Source organism: Bhargavaea massiliensis, from assembly GCF_018390575.1.
GTDB lineage: Bacteria > Bacillota > Bacilli > Bacillales_A > Planococcaceae > Bhargavaea > Bhargavaea massiliensis.
In genome coordinates, this window is the sequence record NZ_JAHBCJ010000001.1 from 176281 (window position 1) to 197983 (window position 21703).

The 21703-nt window shown below is 53.6% G+C and carries 21 protein-coding genes, 2 tRNA genes, 2 pseudogenes and 2 riboswitches; of the genes and pseudogenes, 9 read left to right on the forward strand and 16 right to left on the reverse strand.

Annotated features, from left to right (window positions below):
• Positions 1-178 precede the first annotated feature (178 nt).
• Complete coding sequence (locus tag KHA84_RS00935) at positions 179-1039, reverse strand: pirin family protein (protein WP_213421391.1); 861 nt, start codon at positions 1037-1039, stop codon at positions 179-181.
• An 81-nt stretch (positions 1040-1120) separates the two neighbouring features.
• Between KHA84_RS00935 and KHA84_RS00940 the strand changes: the two genes are divergently transcribed.
• Together KHA84_RS00940 and KHA84_RS00945 are read left to right on the forward strand one after the other, a co-directional pair.
• Positions 1121-1723, forward strand: coding sequence for an HD domain-containing protein (locus KHA84_RS00940; RefSeq protein ID WP_213421392.1), 603 nt, complete (start codon positions 1121-1123; stop codon positions 1721-1723).
• A gap of 24 nt (positions 1724-1747) precedes the next feature.
• On the forward strand, positions 1748-3496 hold the full coding sequence (locus KHA84_RS00945) for a PDDEXK-like family protein (protein ID WP_213421393.1): 1749 nt from the start codon (positions 1748-1750) through the stop codon (positions 3494-3496).
• Between the two features lie 156 nt (positions 3497-3652).
• Here the strand turns inward: KHA84_RS00945 and acsA are convergent, their stop codons facing one another.
• The 5 genes and pseudogenes from acsA to KHA84_RS00970 all read right to left on the reverse strand — a co-directional run bounded on the left by acsA (position 3653) and on the right by KHA84_RS00970 (position 9529).
• Complete coding sequence (gene acsA / locus KHA84_RS00950) at positions 3653-5344, reverse strand: acetate--CoA ligase (RefSeq protein WP_213421394.1); 1692 nt, start codon at positions 5342-5344, stop codon at positions 3653-3655.
• A 15-nt stretch (positions 5345-5359) separates the two neighbouring features.
• Entirely contained in the window at positions 5360-6088 is a 729-nt protein-coding gene (locus KHA84_RS00955; protein ID WP_213421396.1) for an ABC transporter ATP-binding protein, read from the reverse strand.
• Positions 6089-6104: 16 nt separating this feature from the next.
• Positions 6105-6938, reverse strand: a complete 834-nt coding sequence (locus tag KHA84_RS00960; protein ID WP_213421398.1) for an ABC transporter permease — start codon at positions 6936-6938, stop codon at positions 6105-6107.
• Between the two features lie 7 nt (positions 6939-6945).
• A complete protein-coding gene (locus KHA84_RS00965) occupies positions 6946-7938 on the reverse strand; it encodes an aliphatic sulfonate ABC transporter substrate-binding protein (protein ID WP_213421399.1) in 993 nt (330 codons plus the stop codon).
• 92 nt (positions 7939-8030) lie between these two features.
• Positions 8031-8138: riboswitch (SAM riboswitch) on the reverse strand.
• Between the two features lie 71 nt (positions 8139-8209).
• Positions 8210-8321: riboswitch (SAM riboswitch) on the reverse strand.
• Positions 8322-8420: 99 nt separating this feature from the next.
• Positions 8421-9529, reverse strand: a pseudogene (locus KHA84_RS00970) (alanine racemase).
• Between the two features lie 157 nt (positions 9530-9686).
• On the opposite strand from KHA84_RS00970, the pseudogene KHA84_RS00975 reads away from it, so the two are divergent.
• Together KHA84_RS00975 and KHA84_RS00980 are read left to right on the forward strand one after the other, a co-directional pair.
• Positions 9687-10043: pseudogene (locus KHA84_RS00975) on the forward strand (hotdog family protein).
• 162 nt (positions 10044-10205) lie between these two features.
• Complete coding sequence (locus tag KHA84_RS00980; RefSeq protein WP_213421400.1) at positions 10206-10844, forward strand: restriction endonuclease; 639 nt, start codon at positions 10206-10208, stop codon at positions 10842-10844.
• Between the two features lie 102 nt (positions 10845-10946).
• On the opposite strand, the gene KHA84_RS00985 is transcribed toward KHA84_RS00980, so the two are convergent.
• From KHA84_RS00985 to KHA84_RS00995, 3 genes are all read right to left on the reverse strand, one after another.
• The gene (locus KHA84_RS00985) at positions 10947-11381 is read right to left on the reverse strand and encodes a YugN family protein (RefSeq protein ID WP_213421401.1); all 435 of its coding nucleotides are present in this window, start codon (positions 11379-11381) and stop codon (positions 10947-10949) included.
• Between the two features lie 78 nt (positions 11382-11459).
• Complete coding sequence (locus KHA84_RS00990) at positions 11460-12866, reverse strand: vWA domain-containing protein (protein WP_213421402.1); 1407 nt, start codon at positions 12864-12866, stop codon at positions 11460-11462.
• Between the two features lie 11 nt (positions 12867-12877).
• Positions 12878-14035 carry an AAA family ATPase gene (locus tag KHA84_RS00995; RefSeq protein ID WP_213421403.1) on the reverse strand — a complete coding sequence of 386 codons (1158 nt, stop codon included), beginning with the start codon at positions 14033-14035 and terminating at the stop codon, positions 12878-12880.
• Between the two features lie 335 nt (positions 14036-14370).
• Between KHA84_RS00995 and KHA84_RS01000 the strand changes: the two genes are divergently transcribed.
• Positions 14371-14772, forward strand: coding sequence for a hypothetical protein (locus KHA84_RS01000; protein ID WP_336511065.1), 402 nt, complete (start codon positions 14371-14373; stop codon positions 14770-14772).
• A gap of 204 nt (positions 14773-14976) precedes the next feature.
• Positions 14977-15636, forward strand: coding sequence for a class I SAM-dependent methyltransferase (locus tag KHA84_RS01005; protein WP_213421404.1), 660 nt, complete (start codon positions 14977-14979; stop codon positions 15634-15636).
• Between the two features lie 224 nt (positions 15637-15860).
• Here the strand turns inward: KHA84_RS01005 and KHA84_RS01010 are convergent, their stop codons facing one another.
• From KHA84_RS01010 to KHA84_RS01020, 3 genes are all read right to left on the reverse strand, one after another.
• Positions 15861-16394 carry a C40 family peptidase gene (locus tag KHA84_RS01010; protein ID WP_213421406.1) on the reverse strand — a complete coding sequence of 178 codons (534 nt, stop codon included), beginning with the start codon at positions 16392-16394 and terminating at the stop codon, positions 15861-15863.
• A gap of 338 nt (positions 16395-16732) precedes the next feature.
• Positions 16733-16805, reverse strand: a tRNA-Thr gene (locus KHA84_RS01015).
• Positions 16806-16828: 23 nt separating this feature from the next.
• Positions 16829-16903, reverse strand: a tRNA-Asn gene (locus KHA84_RS01020).
• A gap of 197 nt (positions 16904-17100) precedes the next feature.
• Between KHA84_RS01020 and KHA84_RS01025 the strand changes: the two genes are divergently transcribed.
• Positions 17101-17757, forward strand: a complete 657-nt coding sequence (locus KHA84_RS01025; protein ID WP_213421408.1) for a hypothetical protein — start codon at positions 17101-17103, stop codon at positions 17755-17757.
• Positions 17758-17802: 45 nt separating this feature from the next.
• Here the strand turns inward: KHA84_RS01025 and KHA84_RS01030 are convergent, their stop codons facing one another.
• Positions 17803-18516, reverse strand: a complete 714-nt coding sequence (locus KHA84_RS01030; RefSeq protein ID WP_213421410.1) for a KinB-signaling pathway activation protein — start codon at positions 18514-18516, stop codon at positions 17803-17805.
• Between the two features lie 131 nt (positions 18517-18647).
• Between KHA84_RS01030 and gerD the strand changes: the two genes are divergently transcribed.
• Both gerD and KHA84_RS01040 read left to right on the forward strand, forming a co-directional pair.
• Positions 18648-19265: a spore germination lipoprotein GerD gene (gene gerD, locus KHA84_RS01035; protein ID WP_213421412.1), complete on the forward strand. Its 618-nt coding sequence runs from the start codon at positions 18648-18650 to the stop codon at positions 19263-19265.
• An 86-nt stretch (positions 19266-19351) separates the two neighbouring features.
• Positions 19352-19813 (forward strand): DinB family protein, encoded by a 462-nt coding sequence (locus tag KHA84_RS01040; protein ID WP_213421414.1) that lies wholly within the window; start codon positions 19352-19354, stop codon positions 19811-19813.
• Between the two features lie 29 nt (positions 19814-19842).
• On the opposite strand, the gene KHA84_RS15330 is transcribed toward KHA84_RS01040, so the two are convergent.
• The 3 genes from KHA84_RS15330 to KHA84_RS01050 form a co-directional block, all read right to left on the reverse strand.
• The gene (locus tag KHA84_RS15330) at positions 19843-20025 is read right to left on the reverse strand and encodes an N-acetyltransferase (protein WP_336511066.1); all 183 of its coding nucleotides are present in this window, start codon (positions 20023-20025) and stop codon (positions 19843-19845) included.
• A gap of 84 nt (positions 20026-20109) precedes the next feature.
• Entirely contained in the window at positions 20110-20322 is a 213-nt protein-coding gene (locus tag KHA84_RS15335; RefSeq protein WP_236823042.1) for a hypothetical protein, read from the reverse strand.
• 216 nt (positions 20323-20538) lie between these two features.
• Positions 20539-21651, reverse strand: a complete 1113-nt coding sequence (locus KHA84_RS01050) for an Mrp/NBP35 family ATP-binding protein (RefSeq protein ID WP_213421416.1) — start codon at positions 21649-21651, stop codon at positions 20539-20541.
• Between the last annotated feature and the right edge of the window lie 52 nt (positions 21652-21703).

Sequence of the window (21703 nt, forward strand, 5' to 3'; positions counted from 1 at the left end):
TATATTAGCAAAGAAAAACTGTCCATGCAACCCATATTTTGAAGTCGGAATATTTATTTTTGGTGTGGCTTTATTATGTGTACGGTGCGGAGTATATTCAACGTTTCTCCCGGCGATAGCAATATCTCAATTCGCTCCCACGACAAAAGCCCCGCGGTTCCGCGGGGCTTTCCTATTCTTACTTAACAGCGGGCGGGCCGAATTTGCCGGCCTGGTAGTCGAAGAAGGCCTGGCGGATCTCGTCTTCGGTGTTCATGACGAACGGGCCCCGGGCAATGACGTTCTCGCGAAGCGGCACGCCGGAATAAATCAGCACGCGTGTCCTGGAGTTGGCGCGTAGTTTCAGCTCGCTTGGCGCGGACTCCTCCCCTTCTTCATTGAAGGTAAGCGTTGCGGCGTCCGTCTTGGACAGGACGGTGCCGGATTCCCCCGCTGCCAGTTCCCCTGCGAGCACGTATAGGAAAGCATTGTGGTTTTCAGGAAGCACATGCGTGTACTCGGCGCCTTCCCTGAGCGAGACTTCCGCCATCGTGATCGGCACGAGGCTTTCCATCGGTCCCTTCAAGCCGGCGACATCACCGGAATAAACGCGGATTGCACCCCCATCCACTTGGACAACCGGCGCTTCTTCCACGCGGATGTTCTGATAGAAGGAATCAGACTCCTTCAGCCGCTCCGGCAGGTTCAGCCAGAGCTGCAGCGTATGGATCAGGTCGTCCCCGTACGCCTCTTCGGCATGGCGGGCGCCGGAACCGGCGTTCATATACTGCACGTCTCCCGCATCGAGCACAGAGTAGCCGCCGGCGTTGTCGATATGCTCGAGACGGCCATCGATGACGTACGTGATCGTCTGGAAACCGCGGTGCGGGTGGTCGGAGAACGTTCCCCGCTTAAACCAGTCGTCGGCCATGATGATGAACGGGTCGAATGCCTCCTCCTGCCCCGGCGGCAGCACCCAGCCCTGCTGGACGTGCGGGAACCCGGGGTTCTGGTAGCGCACCCGCCAATGGTCTTTGATGTCTCGCTGGAATCGTTCCATCGAAATCCCTCCCTGTTGCTTCCATCTTAACCGCATCGGAATGATAAAATGGAATGAATTGCTCACAAGGAGGGGATTTGAGTGAATCCGGCTTTATTTGAAGCGGCTCTTAAACGGATCACCAGGCTGTTCGGCGAGGATGCGACCGGACACGACGTGCATCATACGCTCCGGGTGTACCGGATGGCGATGCGGATTGCGGAATCGGAAGGTGCCGACCGGGAACTGGTGGGGCTCGCCGCGATGCTCCATGATGCGGACGACCCGAAACTGTTCGGCGGCGGCGACGGACTGCCGAATGCCCGGGCATTCATGGAGGAGCAAGGGATTTCGCCCGCACAGGCGGAAGCCATCTGCATGATCATCGGCGAAGTCTCCTTCAGCAAAAATGGGGCGAAGCGGCCGTCGACACTCGAGGGACTGGTCGTCCAGGACGCCGACCGGCTGGATGCAATCGGCGCCATCGGCATCGCCCGGACATTCGCCTTCGGCGGCAACCGGGGACAGGCGCTCCATGATCCGGACCGCGACACAGGCACGTCCATCGCCCATTTCCATGAAAAGCTGCTGAAGCTAAAGAATCTGATGAACACGGATGAAGCCAGGCGGATCGCGGAAGAAAGGCACCGGTATATGGAGGCGTTCCTGGCTGAGTTTCATGCTGAATGGAACGGCATCCGCTAAGTAACCATCAGGAGGAATCAAGCCATGAACCACCACTCGCAGCAAGTTCTCACCCTGTTGGAGGACGCTGATTTCACGGTATTGGACGATCACTTCAACCGCTTCAACCCATTTAAGATTCTCCAGGTCGACAACTATGAAATCCGCCATTCCAATGTGCTGGGCTGGCTGATGGATCCCTCCGGGAACCACAACCTTGGTCCTTTTTTCGCGAAAAAGTTCATCGCCAAAGTGTTTACGAACCCGGCGAACACAGAGGATGAGGACAAGCTTTCCAATTACGATGTGTTGGAGATTTCCGGCCATCCCTACCATGACCTCACCGTTTACAAGGAGCTGCAGACCTCAAACCGGAAGAGGATCGACCTGCTTGCCGTGTCTGCCCTCCACAAAATCGTCCTTCTGATCGAAAACAAGTATTGGTCGGGCGAATCGGAAGGCCAGCTGGAAGAGTATATCGAATACGCCAGGTCTGTCTATGGTGGATATAAGATCATTCCGGTTTTCCTAACTCTCCAGGATGAGGAGCCGACACACGAGGATTATCTGATGCTCGGTTATTCGGATGTGCTTGCAATTCTGCAGCAACTCCTTGAAACCCGGAAAGAATATATGAATGCGCACATACATAGCTTCCTTTCATATTACTCCGACATTCTTGAAGACCAGCTTGTCGAGAATGAAAAGCTGAATGCGATAGGACTGGACTTGTACAGAAATCATAAGGAAGCGGTCGACCTCCTGCATTCGCTGAGGCAAGGCCCGGATCAGAACGGAACCATCCTGTTCGGCACTTACCGGCGTCATAAGGAGACCGTCGATTTCATCAAGAGTGTCGGGGACAGCATCCTGAAAGAGGCGTTCCTGAAGTTCGCCCGAAAACAGGAGTGGCCGGAGCATCTATATACCGCCCATTTCCGCGTTCCACATTTCCTCGAGCAGGCGTGGTTTGAGTACTACAAGGAAACTGACCTTCGGAAAAGCTGGTGGATGAACAGAGGGCTGATCGCTTGGTTTGAACGGGCCGGCGACCGGCTGAAATTGCGGATGGAAGTCGGTCCGCTCGAACACGAATTGCGCGTCAGACTGCTTCGGGGACTTGCCGCAAGGGGACTCGACATCAGGGAGCAAGCTTATGGGGAAAGCAGTCAGTACACGCGCATCTACATGGATGCGGAAGCGCCCGAGTCATGGGAAGACGTCAGCGAGCTCGCGCGGGTCATGGAACGGCTTTATGAGAAAGAAGCCTTCCAATCCCTGCTTCGCCTCGCCAATGAAGCGGTCCTCTTGGGCGAGGAAGGTGTGCAAAGCAGGAGGATGGGCGGCACCCCGATCGAGCAGGCTTTCCGTCAGCTGCTTGATGCCAAGGACATCCGGCACTATCAGATCCACCAACGCCTCCCACACTTCGTCGAAACGGAATGGACCCGCTTTCCCGCAGGCTGCCAGCCGACCGAGAACTACTGGCTCGGGTACCCGCTCATTGCCTGGTTCCGGCTGAAGAATTCCGCGCTCCGTCTGATCATCGAGGTCGGTCCCCTGCCAACCGGGGAGAGAAATCAATTCCTGTCACTCCTCGAGGAAGAGGGCGTTCCGGTCCGGGCACTGGCCTACGAAGAAGGAAGAAAATACACCCGCATCTTCTCCCGCGCCGTTCCTGTCGGGAATATCGAGGATGCGGATGAATTAAGGAGAGCGATGGTGAGATTGGTGGACAGCTCGGAATACAGGGAGATTCGAGAACGGATCTTGCAGGCGATCGGCTCATTATAAAGAAGAGGCATCAACCGGATTCTGAACCGGATGATGCCTCTTTTGATGAATGTGACGAATCGTGCCGTGAAAGTGACGATTCCCCTCTTGAAAGTGACGATTCACGCCCTGAAAGTGACGATTCCCCTCTTGAAAGTGACGAATGCGGCTAACCCTTCACTCCACGACAGCTGCCGCTTCTTCGGCACGCTTCACTTCCAGCGCCTTCAGTTCCCGGCGAAGGATCTTCCCGGAGATGACGGTTTTCGGCAGGTCGGCGATGACTTCAATCTCACGCGGAGCGGCGTGGGCGGCGAGGCCCTGTTTGACGAATACACGGATGTCTTCGAGCAGCTCTGCCGACTCTTGGAAGCCCGGGCGGAGCGTGATGAATGCCTTGACGATTTCTCCGCGAACCGGGTCGGGCTTGCCGATGACGCCTGCTTCGGCGACGGCCGGGTGCTCGATCAGTTTGCTTTCAACTTCGAACGGGCCGATGCGTTCGCCGGAGGAGTTGATCATGTCGTCGTCCCGGCTCTGGAAGAAGACGTAGTCGTCCTCGTCCTGATAAGCGAGGTCGCCAGACAGGTACCAGCCTTCGTATTTAAAGTAGGCGTCGAAGCGGTCTTTGTTCCCCCAGATTTCCTTCATGAGGCCGGCCCATGGGGTCTTGATTGCGAGCTGACCGACTTCGCCGCGCGGCAGTTCCTGCCCGTTTTCGTCCAGGATGCCGACGGTGATGCCCGGGAACGGACGGCCCATCGAGCCGGGCTTGATCGGCTCGGCAGGCAGGTTCACGATCAGGTGCCCTCCGGTTTCGGTCATCCACCATGTGTCGTGGATGCGGACGCCGAGTTCGTTCCATGCCCAATGGATGACTTCAGGATTCAGCGGTTCCCCGACGCTCAGGATGTGTCGGAGCGAGGACAGATCGAACTGTTTGAGCGCATCCCCTTTTGACAGCAGCATCCGGAAGGCAGTAGGCGCGCTGTACCAGATCGTCACGCCGAATTCCTCGATGAGGCGGTACCAGTCTTCGGCTTTAAATCGGCCGCCCTGGATGATGACCGTCGCGCGGTTGAGCCACGGTGCGAACAGGCCGTATACGCTGCCCGTCACCCAGCCCGGGTGGGAGGTGCACCAGTAGACGTCATCATCCTTCACATCAAGCACCCATTTGCCCGAGACGTAATGATGGGACACGGCGCGGTGCGCGTGCAGGACGCCCTTCGGCTTGCCGGTGGAACCGCTCGTGTAGTGGATCAGCATGCCGTCTTCAGGTCCGACCCACTCGGTCAGTTCCTCGCCCGGTATCGTTTCGACTTCCTCCGCTTCGATTTCATCGTCGTACAATACCGTTTGCAGCGACGGGATCTCTTCCCGCGGAACGCGCTTGCCGAGCTCCCGGTCAGTGATGAGCAGCGTGCCGCTGCAGTCGTTGATCCGGTCCTTTACCGCTTCTTCCATGAACGCTTCGAACAGCGGCCCTGCGATGGCGCCGATTTTGATGACCGACAAGATCGCGATGTAGCACTCCGGCGTTTTCGGCAGGAATACGAAGACCCGGTCGCCTTTTTTGACGCCGTGCTTTTTCAGCACCCGCGCATAGTGGTCCGTCTTTTCCTTCACCTCGCGAAAAGTCAGGGACCGCCGCTCGTCCCCGTTGGCGTAGTGGAGGGCGATTTTGTCGCCGTAGCCTTCGTCGACATGTCGGTCGACCGTGGCATAGGCCGCATTTACCTTTCCGGCTTTCCAGAACAGCTCGCCCGATGCGTCCTCCCAGGTGAATGTCTTCCGGATCTCGTCATAGTTTTCCAGGTTATAGTTGCCCGGCAACGGTGCCAGGACCTTTTCTTTTACGATGGTCATGCTGTTTTCCTCCTCTCAGGACCGGCTCAGGTCCAGACTCTCCAATATGTCAGTCTTCAGTTCCGCAAGATGGGTGCTGCCGCGCGGTCTCGGACGCGGCTCCCCGACGTTGATTTCACTCACGATCTCTCCCGGCCGTCCGCGAAGGATGACGATCCTGTCGCACAAATACAAAGCTTCGTCGATGTCGTGGGTGACGAGCACCATCGTTGTGCCCGCCTCTTTCCAGATGTCGAGCAGGAGGTCCTGCAGCTGCATCTTCGTGAAGGCGTCCAGCGCACTGAACGGTTCATCCAGAAGCAGGACCTCCGGAGAAGTGACGAGCGCGCGGGCAATCGCGACGCGTTGCGCCATGCCGCCTGACAGTTCCTTCGGATACAGATTTTCGCTGTCTCCGAGCCCGACTTTCCTGAGGATTTCACGCCCTTTTCTCTCCTTGTCCCCGGCCTTGTTGGACAATCCGAATGTGACGTTCTCCAAAACGGTCAGCCACGGGAATAGCCTCGGCTCCTGGAAGATAAACCCGGCGGACTCCTGCACGCCGTCCACCAATTCGCCGTTCAGGCGGATCTCTCCGTCATAGTTTCCATCCAGTCCCGAAATCGCCCGGAGCAACGTGCTTTTCCCGCAGCCGCTCGTGCCGAGAAGTCCGATGATCTCGCCTTCCCCTGCGGACAGGTTGACATTCCGCACCGCTGTCTGGCCGTCGAATGTGCGGCCGACGTTTTTCAGTTCAAGTGCCATGGCCGAGCCCCCCTTTTTATAAGTTAACCGCGCGATCCTGATAGTGCAGGGCTCGCTCTTCGATGATTTTCAGGATCCAGTCGGACAGCTTGCCGATGACGGCGAACAGGATGATGCTCGCGATGATCATCTCCGGCGATAGCGTGTTCTGGCCGACGACGAGCAGGTAGCCGAGCCCCTGGCTTGCGCCCATCAGTTCCGCTGCGACGACGAACATCCAGCCGAGTCCGAGTCCGCTCCGGAGCCCTGTCAGGAACGACGGGAGCGCCGCCGGCAGGATGACGCGCGTAACCAGCTGATAGGCATTCAGGCCGTACATGCGGCCGACTTCGATCAGCTTCCGGTCAACGCCGGCGATGCCGCTCACCGTGTTCAGGTAAACCGGGAAAAACACGCCGACCGCGATCATCGTCACCTTAGACGGCTCGCCGATTCCCATCCAGAGGATGAACAGCGGCACCCATGCCAGCGACGGGATCGAACGGAAAGCCTGGATCGTCGGATCAAGCACATGCTCCGCCTTTTTGTAAAACCCGACGACCGAGCCGAGCACGACCGCGACAAGCGCCCCGATCAGGAAGCCTGCGAACACCCGGTAGACCGTGATGCCGACATGGCTCCAGAGGGAACCGTCCTGCGCCATCCCGGTGATGGTCGACAAAATGACGCTCGGTGCCGGCAACTGGTAGGACGGGAAAACTCCCGCCCGGCTGAGCGCTTCCCATACGATGACGAGGGCGAGCGGCAGAATGCCGCCGAGCAATACCTTCTGGACACCGCCCGTTTTGGCGTTCGCTTTATCCTTCGTCTGCCGGTTTATGCCGGGAATCGATATCGCCTGTTTCACCATTTTCCGGTCACTCCTCTCCGATCGCCTTTTCGGCAAATGCCGGGTCGATCAGTTCATCCGTCAGCTTCTCCACATCCGTGTCCGGCTTGATGACTTCGCCTTCCTGAAGGATCCGTCCGGCTTCGATCAGGGCTTCCCGCTGCGCATCTCCCGGAACAGGTTCGGAGAAGTCATTGCGCTCCATCTGGATTTCCGCGACTTCAAGAGGAATCTCCGCTTCTTCCGCAAGCAGCTCTGCCGCCTCTTCAGGGTTCTCAAGCACCCACTGGCGCGCTTTCTCGTAGGCTTCGATCACCCGCTCGACATGTTCCGGGTACTTATCCGCGAACTCTTCACGGACATTCAGGAAGCTGTAGGTGTTGAAGTCTTCATTGCGGTAGAACAGTTCCGCACCAGATTCCACTTCAAGTCGTGCCATATGCGGGTCAAGGCCCGCCCAGGCATCAACACCCCCCGTCGTGAGGGAACTTGCGCCGTCCCCGTGCTGCAGATTTACGATTTCTACGTCATCTGCTGACAGGCCCGCTTCATCAAGCGCCCGCAGCAGGAAGATATACGGGTCCGTACCGAGTGTCGCCGCGACTTTCTTGCCTTTCAGTTCTTCCACGCTTCCGATCCCGGAATCGGAATCTGTCACAAGTGCCGTCCATTCCGGTTTCGAGGCGATGTAGACGTTCCGAATCGGTGCGCCGTTCGCCTTCGACATGAGCGATGCCGCTCCTGCCGCCGACCCGAAGTCGACGCTGTTGCTGTTCAGGAATTCCAGTGCCTTGTTGCTGCCCTGACTGAACGCCCACTCGACCTTGATTCCGTCTTCCTCAAATTCCTCTTCCAGCCAGCCGAACTTTTTCAGGACCAGACTTGTCGGAGAGTAATGCGCGTAGTCCACGCGGATCTTTTCCGGATTGCCGTCTTCCTCCGCGTTTGAAGATGAGCATCCTCCAAGTGCCAATAGTGCCGCCGCTGCCAGTCCAAGCAGTTTGATTTTCGTGTTTTTCATGTTGTCCTCTCCCCTTCATCCGTATATATCCCGCTGTCTTTTGCATTGAAAAACGCCCTCTTCTAAGAAGAGAGCGCGGGTGTACCGTCCTCTTCTTATCTCTTGGGAATTGCTTCCCACAGGAATTAGCACCTTTCCAGACATTATCTGGTGGTTGCCGGGCATCGTCGGGCCAGTCCCTCCGCCGCTCTTGATAAGAATTCGTTTATTCAGTTTTGACGGGATTCTAAAAGCCTCCCTGAGTGATCAGAGAGGCCGACTGTCCCGTACTCTCTTATCTTCCCGGACAAACGGATGTCCGGCTGGATGTGGCACCTTTCAGGCATCGCCTGAAGGTTGCCGGGCTTCATCGGGCCAGTTCCCTCCGCCGCTCTGGATAAGATTATTTTGATTTGATTGATATCTTACATCATGTATCCTTATCGGTCAACTCGATTTTCTTTAAATGATCCAATAGTCGGAAATTTAGGTCCTTTGTCGGGTCAGGTCAATTTTCCTCTTGCCTCAACCGGAATGTCCTTCAGAACTCCGTCCCCGGAGACAAGCCAGGCGCGTTCGTGCAGGTTACAGACCGGACAGATATGGTTCGGGATGACTTGGACTTTGTCGCCGTTTGTGACCTGGCGGCTGAAGTTTTCGTTATAAACGATCGCATGCTCATCGAAGACGCCATCGATATACACATCGTCGAACCCCTTGATTTTCCCGAGCCCCTTGGTGGCAGTGATGCCGGCGGTCCCCGTCTGGGCGGTGATGCCCTTCGCCCCGACGTCGGTGAATCACGCGCGCTCGCGGGTCGGCTTGCTGATGACGGTCGTCAGGATCGTGGCAGCGTAGCGGCTATAGTCACCGAGCACGCCCGACTGCGACGCGTCCATGAACACATACGTACCGGGACGGATTTCCGTGATGCCTTCAGGGATGTCGAAACCAAGCAGGAACGGCGGAGTCGAGCCGATGCTCACGGTTTCCGGCTCCATCCCCTCTTCCCGCGCAATCTTCGCGAACCGCAGCGTCCGGGCCGACGCTTCCTCGAACAGTTCCCGGTACTGTTCCGCGCTTTCCGCCTTGTACGTATGCCCGTCATGGGAAAAGACCCCACGGAAATGGACGCGATCAGTGGTGCGGTTCGCTTCCAAAATTGTCCGGAAATCACTTTCCTCGATGACCCCCGACCGCTTCTCGCCGACTTCAATCTCCACCAGCACCTGCGCCGGCTTCTGCGCCCCCCGGAATACCTCTTCGATCTGTTTGATCTGGACAGGGCTGTCCACCCCAAATGAGACATCAATGGACTCAGCCTGTTTCCGGACCCGCTCGAGCTTCGTCTTGCCGACGACCTGATTGGCAATAAAAATGTCATTCAGTCCGCGCGCTGCCATCACTTCCGCTTCGCCGGTCTTGGCGACTGTGATGCCTGTCGCGCCGGCTTTCTCTTGCAGCTTGGCCACATATGGCATCTTATGCGTCTTCGTATGGGGCCGCAGTTCACCCCGTTTGCATCTGCGTATGCTTGCGTCGAGCGGATATTTTCGAGAAGAATTTCTTGGTCTATCAGCAGTGCCGGCGTGTCCAATTCCATGACTTTCATATCCCCTGCCTCACTTTTTGTTTGAATAGTCTATCAACATTGTCTCGCAAACATGTAGCACTTGGCAATGGACCGGCCTGGACTGTGCAATACCTTATAAAATACCGCCAGCAAACTGTAGGGGGCATCATGCATGAGGGAAATTGGGGAAACGGCATTGAGGATCAAAACGGGAGATATCATCCGCTTCGAGCGGCCATTCACGAAGGAAGACGTGGAGCTGTTCACGAAAGTTTCGAAGGATGAAGGCAACCACCATGTCCGGCCTGACGGCGACACTGCCTACAAAAGTCGGCGGCGACAATAATGTGTTAGCCCGTACGATGAACTTCGAATTCTTCCGGCCCGTATTCACCGGAGATCCGATTGTTTGTGACGTCACCATCGAACAGCTGGAAAAGAAGGACAAACGGAAAACCTCGATCCACGCAACATTCCGCTGCGTCAACCAGCACGGCAAGCAGGTGCTTGGTGGAGTTTTGGTGGAGTAATTTTGACGGGAAAATTAAATTAATTTGAACCTGCAATAATAAGGTGACTCCGGAAATGCACCGGAGTCTTTTTTGATGGCAATCAATCCCCTATAACACATGCGATCATTTTCCAGAACTTTACTTGTGCAGTTATCAATCCATTTTGGACACCCTATTCCCAACGGAAGGAAAGGAGTCTAGATATGGGTAAAAAGAAAGGTAAAAGAAAAAGACAAAGCCCGAATACTTTTACATTCAATATACCTCCCGGATACCTATTTGCAGTTTTTTTACCTGTTCTTGCAATAGAGTTAATCAGCGTGTTCTCAACACTCATAATCGAAACTCTTCTGTTTTTATTGGTGATTTCGATGGTATGGGGCATCTTTAGGGTTATGCCGCTCTTTAGATTTGAGAAGAGAATCAGGATCGGTCATGGCTCCCTTGAGGATATTGATCAGATGACAGGAATAGAATTTGAAGTCTTCCTCTCGGAACTTTACCAAACTTTAGGGTATAGGGTTGAAATGACTCCTCATACGGATTTTGGGATCGACTTGATTGTCGCAAAAGACGGGATTAGAACAGGAATCCAAGCAAAGTGTTATGGAGAGGGGCGAACTGTGGGTGTTGCAGCAGTAAATGAAGTTTGTGGGGGGGCAGGCCATTGGAAGGTTCAAAAGAAAGTGGTCCTCACAAATCGCTTTTTCACTAAGAAAGCAAAGATCTCTGCGCGCTCCAATCGCGTTAAACTGATTGACCGTAATGACTTACAGGAGATGATCGATGACTACAACAAAATGGTGAACTCAAAGGAATATATCCCTCCTCCTTCAGCCTAGGTTGCGTGAGCGCCAGTGTTTACATTGAAGAATGAAAGCACACCACCGGCGCAGTCCCAACACGAAAAAACGCCTGTCCACTCGGGACGGGCGTTTTCGTATTCAGCTTGTTTTCAGCAATCCCTGCGAATGCATGCAGTCCATGAGATCTTCGACAGCCATTTCTCCCGCATGAATCCACCTGTTTTTATCCGTGATGTTCCCGTCTTTGTCCACGGGACTCTGGAACTGGCTAAAACCAGTTGCATCCATCAGGGAACTTCCGTCATGTTCCAGTCCGAGATGCACCACATGCTTGATCACGTATGGCGTGCCGAATCGGATGGTGGCAAACGGGTGGTCCAGCTGGCCGTCCACGACGACGAAGGGAAGCCGGACATAGATGGTTTCGCCGCCTTCCTGGCAAAGGATATGGTCAAAGCAGCCGTGGTCATAGTCCCAGTTTCCGCCCATATGATAACCAAGGTCCCGAATGCAGTCGCTCACAATTCCGTAAGATGCCTCTCGCCCTTCAAGTTGTGTCTGAAGCTTCAGCATGCTGTCTCCTCCTCTGTGTTGTTCCTTTTCAGCATTTACAAAAGGAGGGGACGGCATACCTGAGCAGACTCGTTCAGCTTATACTTCAAAGGCAGTAAAGCTGCCTTCTTCGTTGAAATCACTGACTTGTACCATCCTGTCGGTGAACCTTTCGACTGATTCCGGCTCCGTGCCGATCAGCAGGGACAGCACCTGAAAGGCCTTCTCGCGTTTTAATTGGTTGAACCGCTCCAGAAATTCATCCGTGACTTCATCTTCACCGTCCGTGACAAACACGAGGTCCGCCTCTTTAAATCGGCTTTCGCCGATCGCCTGCAGGGCTTCTTCAAGGGCGAGTTCGAACTTTGTCCCGCCTCCGAGAAAGGCCTCGGCAAGCCTGACGATTTGGGACGCTCCGATGTCGCCCTTGCTGAATTCAAATTGCCTGACTTGCGATGAAAATAATATCAGGCATAAGTCCCGCTTCTGTCTTTTCGCGATAGACATCAGTGCAAGGACGAACCCCTTTGACTGGGTGTCCAGTTCCCTCATGCTGTCCGACTGGTCCAGGCAAATGACGATTGGGCCCTTATTGAGATGTTCGGGGCCTTTGAGTTCAAATTGCATCGTCTGCCTTTCCGAGAATCGCCTGAGAAAATCCATTTTGGTCAGCGGATGTGTATACAGGCTGAGCTCGACCGGCAGCAGGTTCTCGACGTCAATTCCCGTCGTAACGCCCTGCCTGGCCACCGACTCGGTCTTTTTCGCCTTTTGCTTTTTCCGCGCCGCCTGCTTGAACCGTCCCGCCCAGTCCGCAATCTCCTTCAGCCTGCGGTCGGTTGAGATTTTCTCCGCCAGGTAGATCTTGTCGCGGAGCGGGACTTTTCTCAGTTCCGCATCGCCGCTTCCCGCGCGGCTCCCGCCGAGGAGTGACTTCAGCCATTCTCCGGCCTGCTGGGCTTCGTCCCGCGCCTGGTCCATTGATTGCCGGAAGCTTTCAAGATTGAATTCGATCGTCTGCTTGAGCTTCTCATTGAATTCTTCCAGGCTTTCCGTTAGGGCTTCCGGATCTGGCTTGTCTTGCTGCCGGTTGTACTGTTCCCGGACATTCCGGAGCTGATTCCGCAGGCCCCGGTCTTTTTCGGTCTGCCGGACGAGCCATTGGTGGGTTTTCTCGCCGGTTTTCACCGTGCTGATTGCAGAGGCCCAATCATTTAACCGGGTGAAGTGGCGGAACGATTCAAAGGACGGATCCGCCATGATCGCCTGCATGATCTGTTTGTTGGCCTCAAGTGATCCGGTCACTTCCTCTTCCGTGAGTGCCGGCTTCATCTTGTACAGGGAAGCCCAAATGTCTCCGAGCAGCGGTTCGAAAGTCGGCATGACCGCTTCTTCCCTGAGTTCTTGGAGTCCCTTCGACATCTCCATGATTTCCTTGAACCGCCGCTTGTCGAAGGCGTCTGTGTTCAGGACAGAGCTATTTTCTTCAAGGTCCAGCTTACTCATCCGGCATCGCCTCACATTCTGTAGTAGATTCCGGACGTATCCTGGCCATTGTCGCCTTCATACATCGAGTTCACGGCGAGCTCCTGCTGCATCGATTTCACTTTAAGGAGGACTGTATTGATTTCCTCATTTCGGCCTTGATGGCGTGCCTTCAATCCTTCCAGGTCCGTCTCCAGCTTTTTCAGCTTCTGGGAGGCTTCCATTCCATACTCCGCTGATGGGTCCTTCCTGACTCGTCCAAAGATGTCCTTGGCCTCATTTTTCATCGCATCAAGCGTTTTGATCAGGGCATCCTGCGCATGTCTGCGCACGATGACGCAGACGGCTTCTTTCTGATCAGTCGTCTCCCAAAGGGAATGTTCGAGGAGGATCAGGTCTTCCGGCAATACGGTCTGGCGCTTGTTGATCAGCGCCCTCGCCTGAAGTAGGGACAGCGACTGCTTGAAGCGGCGGTCGGACGGGCGGATCCCTTCATCCCGCAGCTCGTTCCGGATTTTCAGCAGCGCCGTATAGACGTCGTCCTGAATGGCTACCTGATCTGTCATGTGCTGAAGGTCGATCAGTTCCTCCAGTGTCATCGTCGGCATCTGCTGATGTTGCCCCGAGTCCTTCATCATCGCAATGAAATTCGCCTCATCGGCGATATAATCCACTTCAAATCGGAGGAGGAAACGGTCGAACAAGGCTTCAAGCCCCTCCCCGTCCTCCGGAAATTCGTTGGACGCCCCGATCACCGACATGAGCGGCACCTGAACCGGAGCGCCGTCATTGTAAAAGACCCGCTCGTTCAGCAGGGTCAGCAGGCTGTTCAGGATCGCACTGTTCGCTTTGAAAATCTCATCCAGAAACGCCACATGCGCCTCCGGCATCTTATTTTTTGTATTCCGCTTGTAGACGCCCTGCTCCAGGTCCTTCAGCGACAACGGACCGAACAGCTCCTCCGGCGTACTGAACCTCGTCAGCAACCACTGGAAGTACTTCGTGCCCCGGATCATCTTGGAAAGTTCCATGACCAGCGCGGATTTCGCCGTACCGGCAGGACCGATCATGAGGATATGCTGCCGCGCCAGCGCCGCGACAAGGATCGCCTCGATCTCCGCTTCGCGCTCCTGGAACCTCGCATTCAACTCATCTTTGATTTCATCTATTTTTGTAAGATTATTCTCCATCTCATCACTGCTCCTGTCTCATGCTGTCTGTATGAAATAAGCGTTTCCACCTTTCTCATTCCCTAATCTGGAAAGCGGTAAGCGCCGGCTTTGAGAGCATTACGCATTATAGACAGCAGGTTGAAGATCAACTAAAATTAACCATATGACACCAAAAACTTTTGCTTTCTTATCCATCCTGCTTTGCATGATTGTATTGATTCTACGCCCCGCACCCAACGACAACAAAAAAATAACCAGAGCGATTGTTATCGGTTTGGGGATTAGCCTGGTGACCATCTTGCTTGTCGTGAATTTGCTGTAGAGATGATGTGAAATAAGAGGGGGAATCATGCGTGGAGAATTCCGGGGCGAAGACACTGAAGACATGGCTAAAAAGTTGGCTGCTATTCTTGGTCCTGGTTTTTTTGATTCTAGGAGCGCCAACCTATTACGAGACTTTCCATACGCCTAAAAATTCGCTGGAACTCTACCAAGCCATCGCATTTGCAGACGATTTCGAAGAGGCAACAAAATTAATGCTAGAGGGATACGAAGGGAATTTCCGAGAAGAAGACTTTGCGTTTATTTCGAACTTGGATCAATCCCCAAAATCGATAGGGCAATTTTCTCTTTTTGAATATGACGAAAAAACTTTTGTGATCATGACTACCCCTGGTACAAATAAGCTAGAAGTTCTTGCGGTAGATGAATTGCCAAAAGACGTAAGGGACTACTTTCTTCAATTAGGGCAGTGATTGGTAAAATCAAGGAAGAAATTTCATTCCTCAATGGGATAAGCATTTTAGTACTTCCAACAGGCATATAGAATTTTAACTCCGTTTGAATAATCGAAAAATACTAATGGCGTGCTATCATGGATTTAATGATTGGAGTGAACACAATTGTATAGACTACGCTATCTGGTCTTCTAAACATATTTTATATTTAGGAGGCTAATCATGAAAAACGACACTTCATCAAAGATCATCCCGTTTTATGGTGGAATCAAACCTGAGCTATTTGAAATCGAAAGAAGATGCATGGACAGAAAAGGGAAAGTCATTAAGTATCTGGATGAACGGCTCCCGGATGGTTTGGTCTTAGATGTGGGAGCAGGCAACGGATTCACGGCTGAAAAGCTAATCCGTGAAGGAAGACTTGTCATCCCAATGGAACCGGACGAAAAAATGATTGATTGCAGTAAGAACCTAATCTGGTCTAATGGCGTGGCACAATCTATCCCTTTCCATACCAATACCTTTGATGCGATGTATTCGACTTGGGCATTCTTCTTTGATGGGATTAAGGATATCGATAAAGGTATCAGTGAAGTTGAACGGGTTGTGAAAGACGGCGGCCGGATCATCATCATTGATAATTACGGGGATGATGAGTTTTGTTCATACTCCCCGAATGACATTACCAGTTCCGTTGATCCTTGGAGTGAGCGTGGTTTCGAGTATGAAGTGATTCATACAGAATTTATTTTTGACGATGTCCAGGAAGCGAAAGAACTATTAACTTTCTATTTTGGGGAACAGGGAAAGCAAGTCAACAAAACGGTGCTTGAATACAAAGTAGTTGCTTACACTAAAGTGTTGAACAAAACGAAGCGATAAGCAAAACGCTGCCGACTGGGCAGCGTTTTTTATCTCTATCGCTAAGCGTTTCAACGTCAGTTACCGCCCGTGAACGAACCGGCGACCTCTTCCTTTCCATGTCTCTATAGGATTTACTTTTTATGCAACTTACAACTGCCTGATTATCAGAGCTTTTTTCGTCTCAATATCCAAGCAATCTTCTTTGGTACAGCTGCCAAAAAACGCCCCTTGAAAGGAGCGTCTCACCTAATCCCCTTCAAATTCTTGCGTGTCGGGATTTTTAAGGGATTGCTTTTTGCCACATAGCTAACCAAGTCATACAATTCATTTGGGGTAAGATCTATTCCTCGGAAAAAGCGATCTCTAATATCCAGGTCGTCAAGTACTCCGATCTCATCGAGTACTAAAAAAACAAGTTCTGAGCAGATCATGTGCTTGGGATTATTCAGTCTGTTGTGACCTTTGACTCTAAATACCTTCCTGATCATATACCACAGCAATTGCACGTAGTCATATCTCTTGCCGATGTGACCCATAGCTGATTTGTATACCGATGATCTCTGTTCCCATGTTAGACCTAAATCGATCACTTCAATGATGTTGTATTTATCTACCTGAAATCTCCTTAGGGCGACCCTTGTATTGTAATCTGCTTCAATAACCATGTCGTGTGACGCTACTACTGCGCAATGACTAAACTTGCCTTTATCAAAATAATGAATGATTTGAGAGATGATCCCCTTGCCTTGGACGAATACAACGTCTCCTCTTCTCAATACTTCACACCTCTTTGTTAAAAAGGACGGGATTCCCCCTCCTCTTAAGGATGGGCCGTGGACAGTATTTACTGCTCTATGCTTTGTGAGGCGCAGCCAATGAGAGATACCATCGTTCTTCATCAGGTAGACAGTGTGTGAATGGCGTTCTATTTCTTATTCGAGATGAAAATTACCGCATCTGATTATCGAATTTGCTTTTCTGTTTAAAAGAACAAATCACTTTCCTTTCATAATTCGACGGTCCAAATTAAGAATCCTTTGAGGTGTCAACAAGTCATCTATTTCTCAATTAACAAAAAACGCTCAATCCCTTATGGGACAAGCGTTTTTGCGTAAGCTTCCAGCCGGGCTCGAACCGGCGACCTCTTCCTTACCATGGAAGCACTCTGCCTACTGAGCTATGGAAGCATATGTATTGGATAAAATAAAAATGGCTCCGCAGGTAGGACTCGAACCTACGACCGATCGGTTAACAGCCGATTGCTCTACCACTGAGCTACTGCGGAATATTGAAATATCGTACCGACAGATATCATTATACACAGGACTCCGGTACGTTTCAACCCTATTTTATTGATTAACGGAACCTGTTTCAGTCTGTCCGGATTTCCCGGTTTCTATACCCATTTCCATCTTGCTCATGCCCGTCCCCTGCCCTGCATAAGCTGATAAGAGCGAGTTACATGGAAAGGGGCGCCCCCGATTGAAGAAGTTGCTGCTTTTTACGCTGTTTTTCCTGTTCACCGCATTTGTCCTTGTCCGGTCGTCGGGCGGCGGGACGCTCATTCCTGTTTTCAATATCACCCAGGAGCCGGATGTCATCGTGCAGGGCAGCCACGGTGCCGCGGTGACGGTCGACCTGTCGTTCGGCGATTCGGAGGTGAAGGCGTGGCTCGGGGAACTAAAGGCGCCGTATCCGCTCATTTTTGCCGATCCGGACTGGCTGGAACGGTCTCCCGGGCTGGTCGAGCTGATGATCGAGCGGAACATCCCGGTAGCCCTCCTCGGAACCGAAGGTGAACGGTACGAAAATGAGCCGAAGCTGCTGGATGAGCAAATTGCCGTGTATGTGGAACACTTCGGACGCAAGCCGCTTTATTTCCGGACAACCGACGAGGAGTTTCCGAAAACCCTCCAAAAACAACTTTTTGAGGCCGAGGTGAATGCGCTTGGGTCAACGATGCGGTGGGACGGCGGCAAGCTGCCGAAAAAACGGGAAGGGCTGATTTTGTCCGTCCAGCATCACCAGGAAGAACGGATAGATCTGAAAAAAGTCTCCGAACTTCTGTCCGCCAATGAATTCCTGGCAATCGAAGACGTGCTGTTCGGCGTTGAGACGAAAGAAAGGAAATTCCCGTAAACAAGAAAACACCCGGCGTTGGCCGGGTGCAAGCGCGGTCCCCCATCACTGGGCGGTCCGTTTTTTCTTTTGTTTCGGATTGCCGGATGTGCCTTCCGCCCGATTGCGGGCTTCGCGGCGCTCCTGCCGCTTTTTGATGTCTTCTTCCGATTTGGCATTGTATTTCGGCAGCATGAGCAGCTGGTACATATTAACGGCCAGAAGCGGGAACAACAGGATGGTGACCCACTGGTCGATGTTGCCGCTCCGGACCATCAGCGCCGGAAGCCATTCCAGCGTCGTGATGACGATCATAAAGAAAAGCGACGAGATGAGGACGTGTTTTTTGCCGGTCATCTTCACTTTCAGCCATGCGGTCAGAGCAGGCACGACGATGAGGAAGAAAAGCAGCATCATGTAAAGCGCGGTCCTGCTTCCATCACCTTGCGTAATGTCAAAGCGGAAAAACACGAGGTCGAACAAAACGACCGCGATGATGAGCATTTGAACCCAATTCCAGAGGGTCAGCGAGCGGAAAATGTTCACGCCGAACTGGTGGACGGTCAGATAGGCGAAAAAGCCCATCTGTGCTACGACGCTCATCGTGAAACCGAGAAAGACCATCCAGAGGAAAGCCGCGATGAATTCGCCATATTCCCCGGACTGGATAAATGGAGAAAACGTATCGTTCCAGCGCACAATCAGACCGACGAGGCCGGTGATTCCGCCCCCGATCAGGAGTGCGTTGAGGAAAAATTTAAACCAGTTACGTATTGTCACGTCAGATTAAGCCTCCGTTTTTCATTTCCATTCTTCAGTGTACCAACGATAAGCCAAAAAATCTATTTCACGCATGCATAGCCTGCCCCGAAATGTGAACAATAATTGAAACGATGGCGGGAAAGGATTTGATGCGCGTGAAGCGGTTCCTCCCGGCCGGACTCGCTCTTCTCCTTCTTTCGGGATGCGGAGGCGGGCCGGCCGCTCCGAACTATGAAGAGACGAAAAAAATGGTGACCGATGCCCTTCAGACCGAAGACGGCAAAAAAGCGATCCGCGACCTTCTCTCCGATCCGGAGTTCAAGGATATGGTCGCCCTCGAACAGGAGGAAGTAAAGACCTCGATCGAGGAAACGATGCTGTCGGACAAAGGGAAAGAGTTCTGGAAAAAGCAATTCGAGGACCCGAAGTTCAAGGAAACGATCGCCAAATCGATGCAGGAGCAACAAAAGGACGTCATGAAGGAACTCATGAAGGATCCGGAATTCCTCAAGGACATGGAATCTCTGTTCGGACAGGCGGAGATGCAAAAGACGCTCGGTGAGGTCATGAAGTCTTCCGACATGCGGGAAGAGATGAAGAAAGTCGCCGAGGAGACGATCAATTCCCCGCTTCTCGCCTCGAAATGGAAGAAGCTCATCGAGGAAGCTGGCAAGAAAGAAGGCGGCGGAGATAGTGGAAGCGGCGGGAAGAGTGAAGAGGGCGGCGGCAAAAAAGAAGAAGAGGGCGGCGGGGGCGGAGGCTCCTGACACCGAAGAAAAGGGCGTTCCGGAGAAAATCGGAATCGTCCTTTTTCAATGTTTTCTTTATAATTGAGACAAAGGGGGGAAGCACCGTGCAGGCAACAGAAATCGTGTGGCACAACGAGGAATCCATCCGTTTCATGCAGGCGCTCGGCATGCTGACCGAAGAAGAGTGGCGGCGTCCGCTCGGTCCCGGCAAGTGGACGGTCGCGGAAGTCGCCGGCCATTTTGCCCCGTGGGACCGATTTATCCTGGAGCTGCGGCTTCCGTATTTCTTGGGGGATGATCCGTTGCCGGAGGGACCGGATGCTGATGCGCTGAATGCACGCTCCGCGCGGGAAAGCGGCAGTCGCAGCCGGGATGACACGATTGATGAATTCGTCTCGGTCCGCCGGCAACTGATCAGCGCACTCCGCGATTTGCCGGCCGAAGACTGGGGCCGGGAGTTCCGGATTGGGAAGTCGCGGATGACACTCGGTCAATACTTCAGGGGAATGATTGAACACGATGAGCATCATTTCAGGCAGATCCGGCAGGTACTGGAGATCAAATAAAACGGGGTTCCGGGCTGCCGGAACCCCATTTATATTTCTTTCTTCACCATGACAAGAAATCGCGTATCATTCCGCGTAAAGGAGGCGGTCTCCCGAAACCCGGCTTTCCGGTACAGCCGGATGGCACGTTCGTTAAAGTCAGCCACAGTGAGCCGGAAGGCGGGTGACCGGTCCGCTCTCAACTGGCCGAGGATGAGGGTGAAAAATGCCATCCCTTCCCCGCGGCCCGTTCGCTCCGGCTTCATCCCGAGACCAATATCGATGATTCCGTCTCCTTCCGGATAAGCGCCTGCCCCTTAGCCCGCCGGCACGCGAGCTTCCGCTCCAGTACAGAAAAAACCGATGAGGCTGCCGTCATCGAAAACAGCCTCATACCCCTGGATCTCTTCTTCCCCTTCCCAGTTCATATTGTAGAAATCATACGGAGGCGGATACGCCCAACCCGTGATCTCCCTCGCTTCCCGTTCTCCCATTGGCCGGATCTCCATGTCGATCACCCTTTCTCGCATGACGAACCATTCGACGGCGGGCGTCTCCGCTCCTCTCCTCAGGATAGAGCCGTGGCAACGAAAGTGATGAATCACGTCCTGAAAGTGACGATTCACCCCCTGAAAGTGACGAATAGGCTCCCGAAAGTGACGATTCGCCTCGAAAGTGACGAAGGCGGAGCATCCCCCCAGAATGGGAAAGCCGCCGCACCCGGAGGATGCAGCGGCTTGGATCAATCAGTTATTCCTAGGATCAAACGGGCTGACCGGGCCTTCGTTTTGTGCTGGCTCGCTGTCCTTGCTGAGCTTTGCCACGATTTCTGAGGCGATCTCGCCGTAGAGCTTGCCCGTCGGGTGATCTTCGCCGTAAACGGACGGAGCAAAGTCGTTTTCGTCCCAGTCCGGCTGGCCGAGCGGGATCTGGCCGAGCAGTTCGGTGCGGAGTTCTTCGGCCAGTTTCGGACCGCCGCCCTTGCCGAAGATGTATTCCTTCTCGCCCGACTTGGACTCGAACCACGACATATTCTCGATGACGCCGAGGATTTCGTGTTCGGTCTTGATTGCCATCGCCCCCGCGCGAGCCGCAACAAACGCGGCCGTCGGGTGAGGCGTCGTGACGATGAGTTCCTTCGAAGTCGGCAGCATCTGGTGGACGTCGAGCGCGACGTCACCCGTGCCCGGAGGCAGGTCGAGGAGGAGGAAGTCTAGGTCGCCCCACTCCACATCGCGGAAGAACTGGTCAAGCACCTTGCCGAGCATCGGACCGCGCCAGACGACCGGCGCGTTCTGGTCGACGAAGAAGTCCATCGAGATGACCTTTACGCCAAAACGCTCGACCGGGATAATCGAGTTGCCGCGGACGACCGGGTTCTGCTCGATGCCCATCATGTTCGGGACGCTGAAGCCATAGATATCGGCATCGACGAGGCCGACTTTCTTGCCCATGCGCGCGAGTGCGACGGCGAGGTTGACGGAAACGGTCGACTTGCCGACGCCGCCTTTGCCCGATGCGACGGAGATGATTTGGACCTTGTTCAGCGGCGACAGGATATCTTGCGCCTCTGCAACGTCCGCCGTGCCGCGGAATTGCTCGAGCTTATCAGCCGGCAGTTCTTCGAAACGGATGCCGACCGTCTTCACGCCTGCTTTCTTCAGCGTGTCGACAACTTTCATCTGAAGCTGCATCTGCTCGGCGTTCTGGATCTTTGCAATCGCGAGCTTGACGCTCACGTGCTCTTTTTCTTCTTTGATCGAGACTTCGACGATGCCGCCGGTCTCGTCCAGTGTACGGTGAAGGAACGGGTCCTCAAGCGCGCCGACCAGTTCCCGGACTTGTTGTTCATTGATCAATTTCAGCCACTCCCAATCCGGTCATTTCTGCCTACATTATACCATAGGGAAA